16 protein-coding genes are annotated in these 19,962 nt (G+C 71.6%); 4 read left to right on the forward strand and 12 right to left on the reverse strand.

Translation table 11 applies throughout. The features are described from left to right. Positions 1–447 precede the first annotated feature (447 nt). Positions 448–2,133 (reverse strand): ribonuclease J, encoded by a 1,686-nt coding sequence (locus tag AC07A6_RS33180; protein ID WP_007266925.1) that lies wholly within the window; start codon positions 2,131–2,133, stop codon positions 448–450. Between the two features lie 113 nt (positions 2,134–2,246). Next, positions 2,247–3,146 (reverse strand): 4-hydroxy-tetrahydrodipicolinate synthase, encoded by a 900-nt coding sequence (gene dapA, locus AC07A6_RS33185; protein WP_362468345.1) that lies wholly within the window; start codon positions 3,144–3,146, stop codon positions 2,247–2,249. Positions 3,147–3,588: 442 nt separating this feature from the next. On the opposite strand from dapA, the gene AC07A6_RS33190 reads away from it, so the two are divergent. Together AC07A6_RS33190 and AC07A6_RS33195 are read left to right on the forward strand one after the other, a co-directional pair. Next, positions 3,589–3,840, forward strand: coding sequence for a hypothetical protein (locus AC07A6_RS33190; RefSeq protein WP_362468347.1), 252 nt, complete (start codon positions 3,589–3,591; stop codon positions 3,838–3,840). A 48-nt stretch (positions 3,841–3,888) separates the two neighbouring features. Continuing rightward, the gene (locus AC07A6_RS33195; RefSeq protein WP_362468349.1) at positions 3,889–4,440 is read left to right on the forward strand and encodes a PH domain-containing protein; all 552 of its coding nucleotides are present in this window, start codon (positions 3,889–3,891) and stop codon (positions 4,438–4,440) included. Positions 4,441–4,513: 73 nt separating this feature from the next. On the opposite strand, the gene AC07A6_RS33200 is transcribed toward AC07A6_RS33195, so the two are convergent. The 6 genes from AC07A6_RS33200 to eccD form a co-directional block, all read right to left on the reverse strand. Continuing rightward, on the reverse strand, positions 4,514–4,957 hold the full coding sequence (locus AC07A6_RS33200) for a hypothetical protein (protein ID WP_478779601.1): 444 nt from the start codon (positions 4,955–4,957) through the stop codon (positions 4,514–4,516). 16 nt (positions 4,958–4,973) lie between these two features. Continuing rightward, positions 4,974–5,726, reverse strand: coding sequence for a 4-hydroxy-tetrahydrodipicolinate reductase (gene dapB / locus AC07A6_RS33205; RefSeq protein WP_478779602.1), 753 nt, complete (start codon positions 5,724–5,726; stop codon positions 4,974–4,976). 32 nt (positions 5,727–5,758) lie between these two features. Next, a complete protein-coding gene (locus AC07A6_RS33210) occupies positions 5,759–7,138 on the reverse strand; it encodes a M16 family metallopeptidase (RefSeq protein WP_362468355.1) in 1,380 nt (459 codons plus the stop codon). Continuing rightward, positions 7,135–9,354, reverse strand: coding sequence for a polyribonucleotide nucleotidyltransferase (locus AC07A6_RS33215; RefSeq protein WP_362468396.1), 2,220 nt, complete (start codon positions 9,352–9,354; stop codon positions 7,135–7,137). The genes AC07A6_RS33210 and AC07A6_RS33215 overlap by 4 nt, the downstream gene beginning before the upstream one ends. A 287-nt stretch (positions 9,355–9,641) precedes the next feature. Then, on the reverse strand, positions 9,642–9,929 hold the full coding sequence (rpsO, locus tag AC07A6_RS33220) for a 30S ribosomal protein S15 (protein ID WP_007266917.1): 288 nt from the start codon (positions 9,927–9,929) through the stop codon (positions 9,642–9,644). A 170-nt stretch (positions 9,930–10,099) separates the two neighbouring features. Beyond that, positions 10,100–11,563 carry a type VII secretion integral membrane protein EccD gene (gene eccD / locus AC07A6_RS33225; RefSeq protein ID WP_362468357.1) on the reverse strand — a complete coding sequence of 488 codons (1,464 nt, stop codon included), beginning with the start codon at positions 11,561–11,563 and terminating at the stop codon, positions 10,100–10,102. Between the two features lie 216 nt (positions 11,564–11,779). Here eccD and eccCa point away from each other — a divergent pair, with 216 nt between their 5' ends. Together eccCa and AC07A6_RS33235 are read left to right on the forward strand one after the other, a co-directional pair. Continuing rightward, the gene (eccCa, locus tag AC07A6_RS33230) at positions 11,780–15,733 is read left to right on the forward strand and encodes a type VII secretion protein EccCa (protein WP_478779603.1); all 3,954 of its coding nucleotides are present in this window, start codon (positions 11,780–11,782) and stop codon (positions 15,731–15,733) included. Between the two features lie 120 nt (positions 15,734–15,853). After that, positions 15,854–16,087 carry a DUF397 domain-containing protein gene (locus AC07A6_RS33235; RefSeq protein ID WP_007266914.1) on the forward strand — a complete coding sequence of 78 codons (234 nt, stop codon included), beginning with the start codon at positions 15,854–15,856 and terminating at the stop codon, positions 16,085–16,087. A gap of 77 nt (positions 16,088–16,164) precedes the next feature. Here the strand turns inward: AC07A6_RS33235 and AC07A6_RS33240 are convergent, their stop codons facing one another. From AC07A6_RS33240 to eccB, 4 genes are all read right to left on the reverse strand, one after another. Continuing rightward, entirely contained in the window at positions 16,165–16,476 is a 312-nt protein-coding gene (locus AC07A6_RS33240) for a WXG100 family type VII secretion target (protein ID WP_386272160.1), read from the reverse strand. Positions 16,477–16,520: 44 nt separating this feature from the next. Then, positions 16,521–16,874 (reverse strand): hypothetical protein, encoded by a 354-nt coding sequence (locus tag AC07A6_RS33245; protein WP_362468364.1) that lies wholly within the window; start codon positions 16,872–16,874, stop codon positions 16,521–16,523. A gap of 213 nt (positions 16,875–17,087) precedes the next feature. After that, positions 17,088–18,305 (reverse strand): type VII secretion-associated serine protease mycosin, encoded by a 1,218-nt coding sequence (gene mycP, locus AC07A6_RS33250; RefSeq protein ID WP_478779604.1) that lies wholly within the window; start codon positions 18,303–18,305, stop codon positions 17,088–17,090. Between the two features lie 11 nt (positions 18,306–18,316). Then, positions 18,317–19,891 carry a type VII secretion protein EccB gene (eccB, locus tag AC07A6_RS33255; RefSeq protein ID WP_478779605.1) on the reverse strand — a complete coding sequence of 525 codons (1,575 nt, stop codon included), beginning with the start codon at positions 19,889–19,891 and terminating at the stop codon, positions 18,317–18,319. Positions 19,892–19,962 lie beyond the last annotated feature (71 nt).

Here is a 19,962-nt window from a genome sequence, read left to right on the forward strand (position 1 = left end):
CAACTTCTGGCGTTGATTTTTGGCACGCTGTTGAGTTCTCAAGGAACGGACGCTTCCTTTGTACTCACCCTCTCGGGCTTTCCTCCGGGCTTTCGCTCTTGCGATTCAGACTCTATCAGAGTCTTTCTCGCTTGCTTTCCAGGTCCTGCGCTTTCGCGCTTTTCCTTTCCGGCGGTTCCGACTCTATCAGACTCTTTTCCTTGTCGTTTCCGACTCGGTTTCGAATTCCGATGGCCTTCGGGGGGCCTTTCCCTTTCGGGTGGATCAGACTTTATCAGGTTTCCCTGAGTGCTGATCGCCACCCGCTCGCACACGACAACGGGCACACGTGTGTGCCCGGGTCCTTGCGAGGTGGAGACGCAAACGTACTGGAGCGGGGCCCCCGGACGCAAATCCGGTTGCCCCGCTCCAGTGAGGTCGCTACGTACGCCGGGGCGTACGACGAGGTCAGACCTCGACCACGACCGGGAGGATCATCGGGCGACGGCGGTAGCTGTCCGACACCCACTTGCCCATGGTCCGGCGGATGAGCTGCTGGATCTGGTGCGGTTCCGCGACGCCGTCGGCCGCGGCGCGGGCGATGGCTTCCTCGATCTTCGCGCTGACCGGCCCGAAGGCCGAGTCCTCGATGCCGGAGCCGCGGGCCTGGATGTTCGGGCCCGTGACGACCTTGCCCGTGGTGCTGTCGACCACGACGTAGACCGAGATGATGCCCTCGTCGCCGAGGATGCGGCGGTCCTTGAGGGAGGCCTCGGTGACGTCGCCGACCGACAGGCCGTCCACGTACACGTAGCCGGCCTGGACCTTGCCGGAGATGCGGGCCTTGCCGTCGATCAGGTCGACGACCACGCCGTCCTCGGCGATGACGATGCGGTCCTTCGGGACGCCCGTCATGGCGCCGAGCTCGGCGTTGGCGCGCAGGTGGCGCCATTCGCCGTGGACCGGCATCAGGTTCTTCGGCTTGCAGATGTTGTAGAAGTACAGCAGCTCGCCGGCGGAGGCGTGGCCGGAGACGTGCACCTTGGCGTTGCCCTTGTGCACGACGTTGGCGCCCCAGCGGGTCAGGCCGTTGATCACGCGGTAGACCGCGTTCTCGTTGCCCGGGATCAGGGACGACGCCAGGATCACGGTGTCGCCGGGGACGATCCGGATCTGGTGGTCGCGGTTCGCCATGCGGGACAGCGCCGCCATCGGCTCGCCCTGGGAGCCCGTGCAGACGAGCACGACCTCGTCGTCCGGCAGGTCGTCGAGGGTCTTGACGTCGACGATCAGGCCGGCCGGGACGCGCAGGTAGCCCAGGTCACGGGCGATGCCCATGTTGCGGACCATCGAGCGGCCGACGAAGGCGACCCGGCGGCCGTACTCGTGGGCGGCGTCGAGGATCTGCTGGATGCGGTGCACGTGGCTCGCGAACGAGGCCACGATGATCCGCTTCTGGGCACCCGCGAAGACTCCGCGGATGGCGTTGGAGATGTCGCGCTCCGGCGGGACGAAGCCCGGGACCTCGGCGTTCGTCGAGTCCGAGAGGAGGAGGTCGATGCCCTCTTCGCTCAGACGCGCGAAGGCGTGCAGGTCGGTGAGGCGGTTGTCCAGCGGGAGCTGGTCCATCTTGAAGTCGCCGGTGGCGACGACGAGACCCGCGTCCGTGCGGATGGCGACGGCCAGGGCGTCCGGGATGGAGTGGTTGACGGCGATGAACTCGCAGTCGAAGGGGCCCAGGTTCTCGCGCTCGCCCTCCTTCACCTCGAGGGTGTAGGGGCGGATGCGGTGCTCCTGGAGCTTCGCCTCGATGAGGGCGAGGGTCAGCTTGGAGCCGATCAGCGGGATGTCCGGCTTCTCCCGGAGGAGGTACGGGACGGCGCCGATGTGGTCCTCGTGGCCGTGGGTGAGGACGATGCCCTCGATGTCGTCGAGGCGGTCCCGGATGGACGTGAAGTCCGGCAGGATCAGGTCGATGCCCGGCTGCTCCTCCTCGGGGAAGAGCACGCCGCAGTCGACGATCAGCAGACGGCCGTCGAACTCGAAGACGGTCATGTTGCGGCCGATCTCGCCGAGGCCGCCCAGCGGGGTGACCCGGAGGCCGCCCTTGGGGAGCTTCGGCGGCGGGCCGAGTTCAGGGTGCGGATGGCTCAAAAGGTTCTCCTTCACCACGCGCGCCACGTGCCCCCAGGCACGTGGCGCGCGTGTCATTCGTGCACTTGCTTTCGTCTGTTTCGTTCTTGCTTATTCAGTTGTGAAGTCTGTTGTCAGAGCTGTACCCCGCCCGCGGCAAGATCGATCTTGAGCTGCGCCGTCTCTTCGTCGCTCAGGCCGACGAGGGGGAGGCGCAGCGGGCCGGCGGGCAGGCCCTGGAGGGACAGGGCCTTCTTGGTGGTCATCACGCCCTGGGTGCGGAACATGCCCGTGAAGACCGGGAGCAGCTTCTGGTGGATCTCGGTGGCCTTCGCCACGTCGCCGCCGACGTGGGCCTCCAGCATCGCGCGGAGCTCGGGGGTGACCACGTGGCTGACGACGGAGACGAAGCCGACGGCGCCGACCGACAGGAGCGGCAGGTTCAGCATGTCGTCACCGGAGTACCAGGCCAGGCCGCTCTGGGCGATGGCCCAGCTGGCGCGGCCGAGGTCGCCCTTGGCGTCCTTGTTGGCCACGATGCGGGGGTGCTCGGCGAGCCTGACCAGGGTCTCCGTGTTGATCGGGACACCGCTGCGGCCGGGGATGTCGTAGAGCATGACCGGCAGCTCGGTGGCGTCGGCGATGGCCGTGAAGTGCTGGAAGAGGCCTTCCTGCGGCGGCTTGCTGTAGTAGGGCGTCACGGCGAGGAGGCCGTGGGCTCCGGTGCGCTCGGCCTGGCGGGCGAGCTCCAGGGTGTGCCGGGTGTCGTTGGTGCCGATGCCGGCGACGACGTGGGCGCGGTCGCCGACCGCTTCGAGTACGGCTCGTACGAGGTCGTTTTTCTCCGCGTCGGTGGTGGTGGGCGACTCACCGGTGGTGCCGTTGATGATCAGGCCGTCGTTGCCTGCGTCCACCAGGTGGACGGCGAGACGCTGCGCGCCGTCGAGGTCAAGTGCGCCATCAGCCGTGAACGGCGTGATCATGGCGGTGAGGACCCGCCCGAAGGGGGTCTGCGGAGTCGAGATCGGAGCCATGGGTAACACGCTACTCGCTGCCATGCTCGCGGTGTCCCCTCGGGGGACGTCAACAGGCGGTGCCGCCCGGCGGGAGCCGGGGGTGTTGGATCCCGGCACTGCCTGCTCGGGGGTTCAAGCAGTGCCGGGTCCGTTTGATCAGCCTAGATGAACTTTACGAAACGTCGCAATACGGACACTTGGGACTTACCTCCGTACATGCGTACGCCACGCGTGCATCAGCCCTTACGGGGCAACGCGACCTCCGGCGCCGGCCGTCGCCCGGCCGGCGGCACGGCTCCGCCCGCCGCTGCTCCATCCTCGCGGACGGGGCGCCATGAATTTTGCTTAATGTCCCGAATTCCGGCACCGTTCGGGCCGTTCGTTCGTCTCTCCAGGAGAGAGCACACCGTCCGTCAGACCCCGGGCCCAGGGCCCCGATACCGTGAGGAGAGCCGCCACTGTGTTTCGCCGGCGCGAACCCGTCCCCTTCGCCTTCGTCGCCGAGGCCGACCGTTTCCGAAGCAACGTCACCCCGCCGCCGCGCGAGAGTCTGAGCTTCACCCAGATCACCGCCCGTAGTCTGGTCGGACTGACCGTGGTGGCGGGGCTCGTGGGCTCGCTGCTCTTCGGCATACCCGCACTGCAGCCGTACCAGGCGGCCGACCGGCCCGCGGGGACGGCGCAGCAATCGGGGGAGTCCGGGGGGCGGTAGCCTCTCGGGCACAGCCCAACCGAACGTGCATGTGAGTGAGGTCCTGCCGTGCCCCTGCCCTTCTTGACGGCCGACGGCGTTTTCGACGCACACGAGGACGAAGCCCTCCCCCATGTGGACCCCGAGCGCTGGCGGCGCCCCTACCGGCCCGGCCCCTGGCGGGTCGCCGGTGCGTCGGTGCTGCTGCTGCTCGCCGCCTTCATGCTGCTGGCCACGGTGATCATCGCCTTCGCGGGCACCTGGACGGGCGCGGGCATCGCCCTGGCCGCCTCGCTCGCCGTGGTCGGGTCCGCGCTGCGGATCCTGCGCTCGGGTGTCTGGGTGAGCCCCTCCGGGCTGCGCCGGGTCGGGTTCTTCGGGACCCGCTCGGTCGCCTGGAGCCAGGTCGAGAAGGTGCACAGGGTCCAGCAGCCGGTGCGCTGGCTGGGACTGCCGCGGACCGTGCAGGGTCAGGCCCTGACGGTCGCCGCGCGGGGCAGGGAGGAGTCGGTGCTGCTGACCGACCACAGCGCCGACTTCCTCTCCCGGGACGAGGCCTTCGACCGGGCCGCCGGCCGGGTCGAGGCGTGGGCCGAGGAGTACCGGGGCGTGCCCGCCTGACGGCGGCGCGACGGCACGAGGGCCCGTACGGGGATCGTCCCGTACGGGCCCTTCCGTTTGCCTGTCCGCGCGGTTACGCGCGCGCCTGGTGCAGGGCGATGGCCCGCTGCATGGCCTTGCGGGCCCGCGGGGTGTCGCGGGCGTCGTGGTAGGCGACGGCGAGGCGGAACCAGGTGCGCCAGTCCCCCGGCGCGTCCTCGGTCTCCGCCTTGCGGCGTGCGAAGACCTCGTCGGCGGAGTCCCGCAGGATCCGGCCGTACTGGTCCCGTTCCAGCTCGTCGACGGGCAGGCCGCCCTCCGCCTCCAGCTCCGACGCGAGCTGGTTGGCCCGGGTGACGAAGCGGGTGTTCATCCAGAGGAACCAGATGCCGATGACCGGCAGGATGAGCACCGCGGCACCGAAGGTGACGGTGAGCCAGGTGCCCTGCTGGATCAGCAGCAGGCCCCGGCTGCCGACCAGGACGAAGTAGACGACCAGGACGGCGGCCGTGACGAGATAGGTGATCTTCGCGCGCATGGGTGTTACTGCCTCATCAGCCGAGGTCGAGGAAGTTTTCCAGGCCGAAGGTGAGGCCCGGGGTCTGCGTCACGCGGCGGGCGCCGAGCAGGATGCCCGGCATGAAGCTGCTGTGGTGCAGGGAGTCGTGACGGATGGTCAGGGTCTCGCCCTCGCCGCCGAGCAGTACCTCCTGGTGGGCCAGCAGGCCGCGCAGGCGGATGGCGTGCACGGGGACGCCGTCGACGTCGGCGCCGCGCGCACCGTCGAGGGCCGTGGCGGTGGCGTCGGGCTGGGCGCCGAGGCCGGCCTCGGCGCGGGCGGCCGCGATGAGCTGGGCCGTGCGGGTCGCGGTGCCGGAGGGGGCGTCGACCTTCTTCGGGTGGTGCAGCTCGACGACCTCGACGGACTCGAAGTAGCGGGCGGCCTGGGCCGCGAACTTCATGGTGAGGACGGCGCCGATGGAGAAGTTCGGGGCGATGAGCACCCCGGTCTCCGGGGAGGCGGCGAGCCAGGTGTTCAGCTGGGCGAGGCGGTCCTCGTTCCAGCCGGTGGTGCCGACCACGGCGTGGATGCCGTGGCCCACGAGGAAGTCCAGGTTCCCCATGACCGAGTCGGGGGTGGTCAGCTCGACGGCGACCTGGGCTCCCGCCTCGGCCACCTGCTCCAGCTTGTCGCCCCGTCCGAGGGCCGCCACCAGCTCCATGTCCTCGGCGGCCTCGACCGCCTTGACCGCCTCGGAGCCGATGCGGCCCCGGGCGCCGAGGACTGCCACGCGCAGCTTGCTCATTGTTGCTTCCTTAAGGGTGCGTGCGTACGGGTCTAGGCGACCGCTTCGTCGAGCCGGGCGGCCTGCTTCTCCTTGAGCGGGCCGATCACCGCCAGCGAGGGCCGCTGTGCCAGTACATCCTGGGCGACCGCGCGGACGTCGTCGGGGGTCACCGAGGCGATGCGGGCCAGCATGTCGTCGACGGACATCTGGTCGCCCCAGCACAGCTCGCTCTTGCCGATGCGGTTCATGATCGCGCCGGTGTCCTCCAGGCCGAGGACGGTGGAGCCGGAGAGCTGGCCGATGGCGCGCCGGATCTCCTCGTCGGTGAGGCCTTCGGAGGCGACGGTGTCGAGCTCCTGGCGGCAGATCCGCAGGACGTCGTGGACCTGGCTGGGCCGGCAGCCGGCGTAGACGCCGAAGAGGCCGGTGTCGGCGAAGCCGGAGGTGTACGAGTACACGCTGTAGGCCAGGCCGCGCTTCTCGCGGACCTCCTGGAAGAGCCGGGAGGACATGCCGCCGCCGAGGGCGGTGTTCAGCACGCCGAGGGCCCAGCGGCGCTCGTCGGTGCGGGCCAGGCCGGGCATGCCGAGGACCACGTGGGCCTGCTCGGTCTTGCGGTTGACCAGGTCGACGCGGCCGGCGGTGCGGATCCGCTTGGTGCCGGTGCGCGGGCCGAGCGGCACGGCGTCGGTGTGCTTCAGGGCGCCGGCCTTCTCGAAGGCCGCGCGGACCTGGCGTACGACCTTGTTGTGGTCGACGTTGCCGGCGGCGGCGACGACCAGGCGGGTCGGGTCGTAGTGCTTCTTCCAGAAGCGGCGGATCCGGTCGGCGCCGAGGGCGTTGATGGTGTCGACGGTGCCGAGGACGGGGCGGCCGAGCGGCGAGTCCCCGTACATGGTCCGGGCGAACAGGTCGTGGACCATGTCGCCCGGGTCGTCCTCGGTCATCGCGATCTCTTCGAGGATGACCCCGCGCTCGGCGTCGACGTCCTCCTCGCGGATCAGCGAGCCGGTGAGCATGTCGCAGACCACGTCGATGGCCAGCGGCAGGTCCGTGTCGAGCACCCGGGCGTAGTAGCAGGTGTACTCCTTCGCCGTGAAGGCGTTCATCTCGCCGCCGACCGCGTCGATCGCGGAGGAGATGTCGAGGGCGGTGCGCTTGGCGGTGCCCTTGAAGAGGAGGTGTTCCAGGTAGTGGGTGGCGCCGTTGAGAGAGGGCGTCTCGTCGCGCGAGCCCACGTTGGCCCAGATGCCGAAGGTGGCGGAGCGCACGGACGGCAGCGTCTCGGTGACGACGCGCAGTCCGCCGGGGAGGACGGTGCGCCGGACGGTGCCGATGCCGTTCTCGCCCTTGAGGAGGGTTTGGGTACGGGCGACGGCCCGCCCCTCCGAAGAGGGGCGGGCCGTCACACGGGAACTACGCGACGTCACTTGTCGGAGTCGTCCTTGTCAGCCTCGGCGGCGTCCTCGCCCTCGATCACGGGGACGAGGGAGAGCTTGCCGCGCTGGTCGATCTCGGCGATCTCGACCTGCACCTTGGTGCCGACCGCGAGCACGTCCTCGACGTTCTCCACGCGCTTGCCGCCGGCGAGCTTGCGGATCTGCGAGATGTGCAGCAGGCCGTCCTTGCCGGGCATGAGGGAGACGAAGGCACCGAAGGTGGTGGTCTTGACGACCGTACCCAGGTAGCGCTCGCCGACCTCCGGCATGGTCGGGTTGGCGATCGCGTTGATCGTGGAGCGGGCGGCCTCGGCGGCCGGGCCGTCGGCGGCACCGATGTAGATGGTGCCGTCGTCCTCGATCGTGATCTCGGCGCCGGTGTCCTCCTGGATCTGGTTGATCATCTTGCCCTTGGGGCCGATGACCTCGCCGATCTTGTCCACGGGGATCTTGACGGTGATGATCCGCGGGGCGTTCGGGGACATCTCGTCCGGCGTGTCGATCGCTTCCATCATCACGTCGAGGATGTGGAGGCGGGCGTCGCGGGCCTGGGTCAGGGCCGCGGCCAGGACGGAGGCCGGGATGCCGTCGAGCTTGGTGTCGAGCTGGAGGGCGGTGACGAACTCCTTGGTGCCGGCGACCTTGAAGTCCATGTCGCCGAAGGCGTCCTCCGCACCGAGGATGTCGGTGAGGGCGACGTAGTGGGTCTTGCCGTCGATCTCCTGGGAGATCAGGCCCATGGCGATACCGGCGACGGGGGCCTTGAGGGGCACACCGGCGTTCAGCAGCGACATGGTGGAGGCGCAGACCGAGCCCATGGACGTCGAACCGTTGGAGCCGAGGGCCTCGGACACCTGGCGGATCGCGTAGGGGAACTCCTCGCGGGTCGGGAGGACCGGCACGATCGCGCGCTCGGCGAGCGCGCCGTGGCCGATCTCGCGGCGCTTCGGGGAGCCGACGCGGCCGGTCTCGCCGACGGAGTACGGCGGGAAGTTGTAGTTGTGCATGTAGCGCTTGCGGGTCACCGGGGAGAGGGTGTCCAGCTGCTGCTCCATGCGGAGCATGTTGAGGGTGGTGACGCCCAGGATCTGGGTCTCGCCACGCTCGAACAGCGCCGAGCCGTGCACGCGCGGGATGGCCTCGACCTCGGCGGCCAGGGTACGGATGTCCGTGAGCCCGCGGCCGTCGATGCGGACCTTGTCCTTGATGACGCGCTCGCGCACCAGGGCCTTGGTCAGGCTGCGGTAGGCGGCGGAGATCTCCTTCTCGCGGCCCTCGAAGGCCGGGAGGAGCTTCTCGGCGGCGATCTCCTTGACGCGGTCCAGCTCGGCCTCGCGGTCCTGCTTGCCCGCGATGGTCAGCGCCTGGGAGAGCTCGCCCTTGACGGCGGCCGCGAGGGCCTCGTACACGTCGTCCTGGTAGTCCAGGAAGACCGGGAACTCGCCCTCGGGCTTGGCGGCCTTGGCGGCCAGGTCGGCCTGGGCCTTGCACAGGACCTTGATGAAGGGCTTCGAGGCCTCGAGGCCGGCGGCCACGATCTCCTCGGTCGGCGCCTCGGCGCCGCCCTTGACCAGGGCGATGGTCTGCTCGGTGGCCTCGGCCTCGACCATCATGATCGCGACGTCGCCGTCCTCCAGGACGCGGCCCGCGACGACCATGTCGAAGACGGCGTCCTCGAGCTCGGTGTGCGTCGGGAAGGCGACCCACTGGCCCTTGATCAGCGCGACGCGGACGCCGCCGATCGGGCCGGAGAAGGGCAGGCCGGCCAGCTGGGTGGACGCGGACGCGGCGTTGATCGCGATGACGTCGTACAGGTGGTCCGGGTTGAGCGCCATGACCGTGGCGACGACCTGGATCTCGTTGCGCAGGCCCTTCTTGAAGGAGGGGCGCAGCGGGCGGTCGATCAGGCGGCAGGTGAGGATCGCGTCCTCGGAGGGGCGGCCCTCGCGGCGGAAGAAGGAGCCGGGGATCTTGCCGGCGGCGTACTGGCGCTCCTCGACGTCCACCGTCAGGGGGAAGAAGTCGAGCTGGTCCTTGGGCTTCTTCGACGCGGTGGTCGCGGAGAGGACCATCGTGTCGTCGTCCAGGTAGGCAACGGCGGAGCCGGCGGCCTGGCGGGCGAGGCGGCCCGTCTCGAAGCGGATGGTGCGGGTGCCGAAGGAGCCGTTGTCGATGACGGCCTCGGCGTAGTGGGTCTCGTTCTCCACTAGCGTTTTCTCCATTTTCGTCGTCTCCGTCCGCCACCCGTGTGGTGGTGGACGGTTGCGGAGAAGCGCTCCTGGCGTGCGGGCCGGTCTTCGATCGAAGCACCCGGGTCTCGGCCCCTCCGACGGGGCTTTCCGGATGCCACTACCGAGGACCGGCGGCGTAGGGAGGGCGCTCCTCCTCTTCAGTTGTGCACTGTGTCCCAGACTACAAAGCGTCCGGTACGTCGCGCACGTACAGCAAAGGGAGCGGCCCCATCGGTGTGGGAACCGCTCCCTTCACAGTGTGCTTACTTGGCGCCGGCCGCACCGCGGCGGATGCCGAGGCGCTCGACCAGCGTACGGAAGCGCTGGATGTCCTTCTTGGCCAGGTACTGCAGCAGGCGGCGGCGCTGGCCGACCAGGATCAGCAGACCACGACGGGAGTGGTGGTCGTGCTTGTGGGTCTTGAGGTGCTCGGTCAGGTCCGAGATGCGGCGGGACAGCATCGCGACCTGGACCTCGGGAGAGCCGGTGTCGCCCTCCTTGGCACCGAATTCGGCGATGATCTGCTTCTTCGTAGCGGCGTCGAGCGGCACGCTTACTCCTCGTTTGGTCTTCGTGGCCACCGAGTGCCCCAGGTCGAATTCGCTGGGGAGCTTCCGTAACTCGGGAGGCGAGGTCCGCTGGGCGCTGTCTCCAGAGGTCTCCGGGGACGCGTACACAAACGGCCGTCACACAGCGTACCAGGCTGCCGGGTCGCGGCGTCTCAGCTGGTGAGAGAGCGGGCGCGGCCGTACACGTCGAGCACTGCCAGGGCCAGCGGGACCAGGCTGAGCAGGACCGCGGCCTCGGTGAGGTCGAGCAGCCTTCCCCAGAAGGGTGACAGACCCTTGCGGGGGATGACAAGCGAGATTCCCGTGAGGAGGGCGGCTCCGGCGGCGACCGCGGCCGAGAGCCAGACCGTACGTTCGAACACCAGGTCGACCGGCGTGCGCAGGGCCAGCCCCAGGACCAGCAGGCCGACCGCGGCCAGCCCGGCGGCCAGGGCGCAGACCACCTGGGAGGTGTAGCGGAAGAGGCGGGCGCGCAGCAGCATCGCCAGGCCGGTGGCCAGGGCCAGCAGGCGGCCCCAGGTGCTGTCGGAGAAGCCGAGGACGGCGGCGGCCGCGACGGCGACCGCGGCGCACCCCCCGACGAGGCCGAGGAGCATCTCGTGCCCCCGCCGCGCCTGGGCGGCGATGGCCTCGGCGTCGAGCGGGGCCGCCTGCTGGTCGGCGCCGCCCTGGTCGGCGAACGGGTCGGCGTCGTAGCGGTCCGGGGTCTCGTATCCGGGGGCCGCGCTCTGCGGGGCGGCGTACCCGATGGGCAGCCGGGCGAAGCGGGCGGACAGCGCGGGGAGGAAGGCGACGAGCCCGATGGCGACGGGGGCGCACACGGCGGCGGTGGCCGTGGCGGAGGCGTCGGCGGCGATGGCTCCGAAGGAGGCGAGGGTCCCGGTGGCCGCCAGGAAGGTGGCGGCGACGAAGGGGGCGTCCCCGTCCGGGGTGAGCGCGACCAGTGCGACGGAGGCGACCAGGACGCAGGCACAGCCGAGCAGGAACTGCAGCCGCCCGGGTCCCTGGCCGGCGCCGGCGGCGACAATTCCGGAGCCGGCGATCAGCAGGTGCGGCAGGGCGCCGAGGCCGAGGGCGACGGCGGAGCCGCGGTCGCGGTAGACGCGGGCGCGGACCCCGGCGGCGGCGGTGAGGAGCAGGCCGACGGCCCCGGCGATGATCCCGGGGAGGCCGTGCATGTCGTGCCGGACGGGGTCGGCGTACCAGAGGACGAAGCCGAGCAGGACGAGCAGCACCGCCGCGCCGGACAGGCCCGCCCCGCGCAGCATGTCGTCGCTCCAGCGGTGCCGGTCGCGGACGACGGCGGAGGCGACGGCGTCGGAGACGTCGTCGAAGACGGCCGGCGGCAGGGACTCGGCGAAGGGCCGCAGGCTGAGCACCTCGCCGTCCAGGACCTGCTGGGCGGCGAGGGTGCGGGCTCCGTCGAGGACGGTTCCGGAGCGGCGGACCAGGTGGAAGCCGGTGGGGGCGCCGACGGGCTGGGTCTGGCCGGTGAGGCGCAGCAGTTCGGGGTAGACGTCGGCGACGGCGATGTCCTCGGGGAGGGCGACGTCGATGCGGCTGTCCGGTGCCACGACGGTGACCCTGCAGAAACCGGTCGCCTCGGCCGTACTCACCTGTGTGACCCCCTGGTTGGCTCCGCCCGGCCGCGGCGGGCGGTCGGTTCGCGGATGCGCATGGCGCGGGCGTCACCCTACCCGGAGGGCCTCCGGCCGTCGGCAAGTAGGATCACCGTTCGCGTCGGGCGCGGGGTGCGGGAGTGCCCCCGGGTGCCCGGGACTTGGGGGCGCCGGTCGCGACGTCCCGCCAGTTTTCGAGGGATTGATGCTCCGGTGAGCCAGATCGTCGTCAAACGCCCGCCGCGGTCCCTGCCGCCCGAGGTCCCTTCGGACGAGCTGAGGCTGGAGGCGCCGCCGGAACTCCCGCGGGGGCAGCAGGAGGGCATGCTGATGCAGCTCCTGCCGATGCTGGGCATGGGTTCCTCGGTCGTCTTCTTCTTCATGCCGGGCTCGGCGCCGTTCATGCGGATCATGGGCGTGCTGATGCTGGCGTCGACGGTGGGCATGGTCATCGCCCAGCTGGTGCGCCACCGGCGCGGTACGCAGGGTCAGATGGCCGACGTGCGGCGTGACTACCTCAAGTACCTCGCGCAGACGCGCCGCCAGGTGCGGCGCACCGCGCGGGCGCAGCGGGACGCGCAGCTGTACCTGCACCCGGCGCCGGACCAGTTGTGGTCGGTGGTGGCGGAGGGTTCGCGGCTGTGGGAGCGGCGGGTCGGCGACGCCGACTTCGGGCAGGCCCGGCTGGGGCTGGGCGCGCAGCGGCTCGCGACCGCGCTGGTGGCTCCGGACACGGCCCCGGTGGACGAGCTGGAGCCGCTGGCGGCGGGGGCGATGCAGCGGTTCCTGAAGGTGCACTCCTCGCTGGACGGGCTGCCGGTGGCGGTGTCGATCCGGGCGTTCTACCACGTGACGGTGTCCGGGGAGGCGGAGTCGGCGCGGGGTGCGGCGCGGGCGATGGTGGCGCAGCTGGCGACGCTGCACTCCCCCGAGGACCTGGTGGTGGCGGTGGTGGCCGCGCCGGGGGCGGTGCCTTCGTGGGACTGGGTGAAGTGGCTGCCGCACACGCAGGTGCCGGGGCAGGTCGACGGGGCCGGTACGAAGCGGCTGTTCGGCGACGACCTGGGGGATCTGGAGGGGCTGCTGGGGTCCCGGCTGGAGGGTCGGCCGCGGTTCAGCCGGGAGGTGTCGCCGGTGCTGGACCAGCCGCACCTGGTGGTGGTGCTGGACGGCGGGCTGGTGCCTCCGGACTCGGTGTTCGCGGCGGTCGAGGGGCTGCAGGGCGTCACCATCGTCGAGGTGGTCGCGGGCGAGCTGGACGAGGCGCGCGGCGGCCTGTCCGTGGTGGTGGAGCCGGGCCGGCTGCGGCTGGAGTCGGGGGCGGGGGTCGCGTACGAGGGCGTCCCGGACACCCTGTCGCTGCCGGCGGCGGAGGCGCTGGCCCGGCAGCTGGCGCCGCTGCGCACGGGCGGCGGGGACGACGACGAGCCGCTGCTGGCCAACCTGGACTTCACCGACCTGCTGAACCTGGGCGACGCGGCTTCGGTCGACGTGTCCCGCACCTGGCGGCCGCGGTCGGCCGGCGAGCGGCTGCGGGTGCCGATCGGGGTGGGCGAGGACGGCGCGCCGGTGATGCTGGACCTGAAGGAGGCCGCGCAGGAGGGCATGGGACCGCACGGGCTGTGCGTGGGCGCGACGGGTTCGGGCAAGTCGGAGCTGCTGCGCACGCTGGTGCTGGGGCTGGCGGTGACGCACACCTCGGAGACGCTGAACTTCGTCCTCGCCGACTTCAAGGGCGGTGCCACCTTCACCGGCATGGGCCAGATGCCGCACGTCGCGGCGGTGATCACCAACCTGGCGGACGACCTGACCCTGGTGGACCGGATGGGCGACTCGATCCGCGGCGAGCTCCAGCGCCGGCAGGAGCTGCTGCGGTCGGCGGGCAACTACGCGAACATCCACGACTACGAGAAGGCGCGCGCGGCGGGTGCCCCGCTGGAGCCGCTGGCCTCGCTGGTGCTGGTCATCGACGAGTTCTCGGAGCTGCTGACCGCGAAGCCCGACTTCATCGACATGTTCATCCAGATCGGCCGGATCGGCCGCTCGCTGGGCGTGCACCTGCTGCTGGCCTCGCAGCGGCTGGAGGAGGGCAAGCTGCGCGGCCTGGACACGTACCTGTCGTACCGGATCGGTCTGCGCACCTTCTCGGCGTCGGAGTCGCGGACGGCGCTCGGTGTGCCGGACGCGTACCACCTGCCGTCGGTGCCCGGTTCGGGCTACCTGAAGTTCGGCACGGACGAGATGGTCCGCTTCAAGGCGGCGTACGTCTCGGGCGTCTACCGTTCGGGCGGGCCGGACCTGTCGGCGGGGCCGTTCCCGGTGGAGCGCCGCCCGGCGCTGTTCACTGCGGCCCCGGTGCCGGTGGTGTACGCGGCTCCGGACCCGGCGCTCGCGGCGGCGCGGCCGGCGCGGGAGGACGACGCGCTCGCGGACACGGTGCTCGACGTGATCGTGGGGCGGCTGGAGGGGCAGGGCGTTCCGGCGCACCAGGTGTGGCTGCCGCCGCTGGACCGGGCGCCGTCCCTGGACCAGCTGCTGCCGGCCCTGGCGCCGTCGGCGGAGCGCGGGCTGCACGCCGAGGGGTACACGCGGCCGGGCGGGCTGGTGGTGCCGCTCGGGCTGATCGACAAGCCCTTCGAGCAACGGCGCGAGGTGCTCTACCGGGACTTCTCGGGTGCGGCGGGCCACATGCTGGTGGTGGGCGGTCCGCAGTCGGGCAAGTCGACGCTGATGCGGACGCTGGTCTGCGCGTTCGCGCTGACGCACACCCCGCGCGAGGTGCAGTTCTACGGGCTGGACTTCGGCGGCGGTGCGCTGTCCTCGGTGGCGGACCTGCCGCACGTCGGCGGGATCGCCTCCCGGCTGGATCCGGAGCGGGTGCGGCGCACGGTCGCGGAGGTGGCGGGGATCCTGGCCCGCCGCGAGGAGTTCTTCCGGGCCAACGGCATCGACTCCATCGGCACGTACCGGCGCAGGCGGGCGGCGGGCGAGCTGCCGGGCGAGGCGTGGGGTGACGTGTTCCTGGTCGTCGACGGCTGGGGCGGGTTCCGCGGCGAGTACGAGGGCCTGGAGCCGGTGGTCACGGACATCGCGGCCCGCGGGCTCGGCTACGGCATCCACGTGGTGGTCACGGCGGCCCGCTACATGGAGGTGCGGTCGGCGCTGAAGGACCAGCTGCTGAGCCGGCTGGAGCTGCGGCTCGGCGACGTGATGGACTCCGAGTTCGACCGGCGGGTGGCGGCGAACGTGCCGACGGGGATGCCGGGGCGCGGCCAGGTGCCGGAGAAGCTGCACTTCCTGGGGGCGCTGCCGCGGATCGACGGGTCGCACGACGCGGAGAGCCTGTCGGAGGGGACGCGGGAGTTCGTGGCTGCGGTGCGGTCGGGCTGGTCCGGGCAGTCCGCTCCCGGGGTACGGCTGCTGCCCCGGCTGCTGCACGCGGACCGGCTGCCCAAGGGCGGGGAGTTCCCGGAGCGCGGGATCGCGATCGGCATCGACGAGACGGCCCTGGAGCCGGTGTTCGTGGACTTCGAGAGCGACCCCTTCTTCCTGGTGTTCGGCGAGAGCGAGTCGGGCAAGACGAACCTGCTGCGGCTGATCACGCAGCAGATCGCCCAGCGCTACCGCCCGGACCAGGCCAAGCTGGTCGTCGGCGACTACCGGCGCGGGCTGCTGGGGGCGCTGCCGGAGGAGCACCTGCTGGAGTACGCGCCGATGGCGAGCTCCCTGCAGATGCACATGGAGGCGCTGGTCGGGGTGTTCTCGCGCAGGCAGCCGCCGGCGGACGTGACCCCGCAGCAGCTGCGGGACCGCAGCTGGTGGACGGGGCCGGACGTGTTCATCGTGATCGACGACTACGACCTGGTCGCCACGAGCCAGGGCAATCCGCTGGCGCAGCTGGTGGAGTTCCTGCCGTTCGCCCGGGACACCGGGGTCCGCTTCGTCATCGCGCGGAGCTCGGCGGGGGCCTCGCGGGCGATGTACGAGCCGTTCATGCAGCGGATCAAGGAGCTGGGCGCGCAGGGCGTGGTCCTGTCGGGCGACCCCTCCGAGGGCGATCTGCTCGGTACCGTCCGTTCCCGGCCGATGCCCCCGGGCCGCGGCCACTACGTGTCGCGCAGGCGGGGGACCTCGCTGGTCCAGCTGGGCCGGATGCCGGGCCTGTAGGGGGGCCGGCGGGCGGGTCGGGCGGCCATCGGGGGAAACGGGTCCCCCGGCGGCCGCGTTCCGCCGATAATCGGCAGCGAAGACAGAGCAGCACCGCACGACCGACGGGAAGGGCCGCGCATGGGCACCCAGCAGGAGAAGGACGAGCTGTACGCGCTCGACATCAGCGACGTCGAGTGGCAGGGGCCTCCCGGGACCAGCCCGGACGAGGAGCGGGTGGAGATCGCCAAGCTGCCCGAGGGCGCGGTGGCGATGCGGTCCTCGCTGGACCGCGACACGGTGCTGCGCTACACGGCGGCCGAGTGGGAGGCGTTCGTGCTCGGGGCCCGGGACGGGGAGTTCGACCTCACCTGAGGCCGCCCGCGGGGTCCTGGGTACGGCGAAGGGGGCGCGTCCTGTGCGGGCGCGCCCCCTCGGTGTGCCGGGCGGGCTCAGAAGGCCTCGGTGAACAGGCGCGAGGCCTTCACGTCGGTGGCGCGGTAGTCGCCCTTGCCGCGCTCGATGAGCCGGGCGACGCCCTCCAGCTGCTTCTGCATGTGGTCGGCGTTGGCGTGGTACTTCCGCTGGAGCTCGCGGTACGCGATGTGGGCCTCGCCGTCCCAGGTGTCGGTGACGATCTTCACGGCGGACTCCATCTCCTCCAGGTCCTTGAGGATGTTCCTGGAGACGACGCGGATGCGGTCCGCCATCTGCTGGACGCTCTCGTACCGTACCCGGGTGTGGCCGTCCTGGTTGCCTGCCATGTCCTTCTCCTTCGGGGCTGGGGTGTGCTGGGGCGACGCGGACGTCAGAGGTATTCGAGGCCGGAGCGGGCGCCGCCGCCGGCGGCCGCGCCGGAGCCCCGGTTGATCACGCCGAACGCCGAGTGCACGTCCGCGTCCTGCGCGTTGGTGAGGTTCTTCGTCTGCGAGACGGCGTTGTGCAGGACCTTGAGCAGGCGGCGGATCTCGTCGTGGTCGAGGTTGAGGTCCGACTGGGCCTTCTTGAAGCCGTCGGCGCCGACGCCGGTCCAGCCCGCGTGCGCGGTTTCGAGGATGTCGGCCAGCTCACGGGCCTGAATGGAGACGGCGCTGGCCGTCTCGGAGATCTTGTTGGCCGCCTTGACGACCGGATCGTCCGCGAGTCCGAAATTGTTCGTCATCCGAAGCTCCTCACTTCTCAATTCCCCGGCAGAACCGGTGGATTGCAGGGCGGAGCGGCTTCCGGCAGCGGCAATTCGAGCCACCCGTACCGGACTTCCCCCTCCGCTTCACACGGATCCCCGATCACAGTCGTGAAGCCTGGCGCCACTCTAGTCAGTTCGACTGACCCGCCCAACACCGGTCGCCCGGCCCTGTGGACGAACAGTGACCGTTCACTGCGAACGGGGCCGGCGGCCGCGGCGCGCGTCGCGGACGACGGTCGCGGTCCCGGCCACGACGGCGATGAGCACGCCCGCGATCCCGAGCGCGTACGTGCCGATCCGCTGGTCGCGCTCCTGGGCGGTCTCCGACATCGGGAGGGCCGCCGCCCGCGGTGCGGCCGCCGGGGGCGGGCCCGGGTCCGGGACGGGCGGCTTGGGCGGCCCGTCGTCCTGGGTGAGCGCCCGCACCGGGTCCACGACGCCCCATCCGACGTAGTCGTCCCGGCCCTTGACGGAGCGCTCGGCGGTGTTCTGGATCTGCCAGACCACCTCCTGCGGGGTCCACTGCGGGTGCGCGGCGACCAGCAGGGCGGCGACCCCGGCGACGTAGGGCGCGGAGAAGCTGGTGCCGTTGTCGAGGCACTGGCCGAAGCCGGGGACGGTGGAGACCATGTCGACGCCGGGGGCGGCGACCCCGATGAAGTCCCCGGGCTGGGAGAAGGCGGCCCGTTCGTTGTTGCGGTCCGAGGAGGCCACGGCGAGGACCCCGGGGAAGGCCGCCGGGTAGGTCCGGTGCTTCTGCCCGCTCAGTCCGTCGTTGCCGGCCGAGGCGACGACGACGGCCTTGGCGGCGAGGGCCCGCTGGACGGCCTTGCCCAGCTCGGAGTCCGGGGTCAGCGGGGCGTCGGTGTCCTGGGAGATGTTGATGACGCGGGCGCCCTTGGCGACGGCGTGGTCGACGGCCTGGGCGAGGGTGGCGACCGCGTTGCCGGTGGCCTGTCCGTCGTTCTGCCGGATGGGGATGACGGTGGCCTCGGGGGCGAGGCCGACGAAGCCGGTGCCCTGCTGGGGGCGGGCCGCGATCAGCCCGGCGACCTTGGTGCCGTGCCCGACGGTGTCGTTGGTGCCGTCACCGCCCTTGGGGTCGATGAAGTCGCGTCCGGCACCGGTGTCGAGGGCGCCCGCGAGCTGCGGGTTGGCGCGGTCCACGCCGGTGTCGATGACGGCGACCCGTACCCCCTTGCCCTTGGTACGGGCCCACAGCGCGTCCAGCATGACCCGCTGGAGGGCCCAGGGCCGGTCGGCGATCTGCTTCTTCATGGGGAAGGTGCACTCGCCCGCACCGTCCAGGGCGAAGGCGTACGGGGACTGCGGCGCGGGCGCCGTGCCGCCGAGGGCGGCCAGGGCGAGGGCGGCGGCCGCCAGCGCCGCGCGGGAGGGCCGGGACACGGCCGGCGTCCTCACGAGCCCTGCGGCTGACGGGCCGCGTTGGTGTCCAGGCGGGGCCCCTTGGAGAGGAACTCCGACCAGGCGATCGGCACCAGGGCGGGGGTGATCCCGCCGTATCCGAGCCGCACCTGCGCCTGGCTGGGCTCGGGCCGGCCGTCGCCGGCGGCGTCCTGCGCCTGCTTGCCCGCGGCGCCGATCCCCGACTGCTCGGCGTCGCTGTCGCCGTTGGCCTGGACCGCGTACCGCAGGCCGGTGTCGGTCACCAGGAACAGGGCTCCGGCCCCGCCGGTCTGGCGGCCCTGGACCTGGGTGTAGAGCAGGCCCGTGCCGGGGGTGACGTAGGAGCTGGTGCCGCTGGCGGTGATGTCCACCGGGAAGCCGGTGCCGGCCCAGGTGCTGAGCGTCTGCCGGCCCTGGCCGTCGACGGAGCGCAGGACGCTGCACACGGTGTCGCGGCGTTCGCCGGAGTTCGCGGCGCCGGGGGTGTCCGCGACCCGGTTGACCTGCATGCCGCGCCGGCGGGGCCACTTGGCGTCCTCCTTGAAGGGAGGTGCGTTCGGGTCCAGGGACTTCAGGCTGGTCTCGCGTGCCTTGCCGTGCATGCCGAGGCCCTCGCTGGCGGGCGCGTTGACCAGCAGCCAGGCCGTGAACTCCGAGACGGGGGCGATCCGGTCGGGCAGTACGACGTAGTACTGCGTGCCGGAGCCGGTCTGCGCGGTCAGCACCATGCCGACCTTGCCGTCGGCGCCGCCCGGGACGGCGGCGCTCGCCCCGGGGGTGCCGGGCAGCTGCGGGAAGGCCAGGTCGTCGCCGGGGTTGAGGGTGGCCAGCCACTCCTCGGTCACCGGCTGCGGGGTGGCGCCGGTGCCGACCAGGGCCGTGGTCAGGGTCCCGGAGTCCGGGCGCCCCTCGGGGAACCGGTACTTCGTGCCGGCCGAGTCGACGAGGAAGCGTTCCTTGGCGCCGCCGGTGCTCTGGACGTACAGCACCTGGGTGTCGGTGGTGCGGCTCCCGTCGTCCAGCAGTCCCGCCTCCCGGTCGGCGAGGACGAAGGCCGCGGTCTGCACGCCCCGGTTGTTTCCGCCGGGCTGCTGGCAGACGGCCCAGCGCTTGGCCTTGGCGGCGTCGGCCTTGGCGGGGAGCCGGTCGGGGGCGTACGGGATGCCGATGATGGGGCCGCGCGGGGGCTTGCCCGCGTCCAGCACCTTGTCCTCGACCTGGACGACCTTGGACTTGCGCGGGTCGAGCAGCAGCCGCGCCGAGGCCAGGTTCAGCACGGGGTGCAGCCTGGTCTGGTCCTTGCCGTTCACCTTCGTGGTGAGGACCACGTACCGGGTCGTCGACTGCTTGCCGACGACGACCACGGCCCCGGGCTCGTTCCACCCCTTGGGGGCCTGCGGCCGGAACATCCCCCAGGCGCCGAAGCCCGCGAGGATCAGCGCGCCGGTCACCACGCCGGGCAGGACCGCGCGCAGCGGGCGGGGGGCGCCCTCCTCGGTCCCGGTGGCGGAGGGCTGGAGGAACGCGGCCACGGTGCGCCGCTTCGCGAAGGTGTACGCGTTGAGCTCATCGCGTCGTGATGCCATGACCGCCTGCTTCTCCCCGCACGGCCCGGCCGGTGGGGCCGCTCCCCGGGCCTTGGTTGTCGGACCGGGGA

It is taken from the genome of Streptomyces sp. NPDC044002, assembly GCF_056434525.1.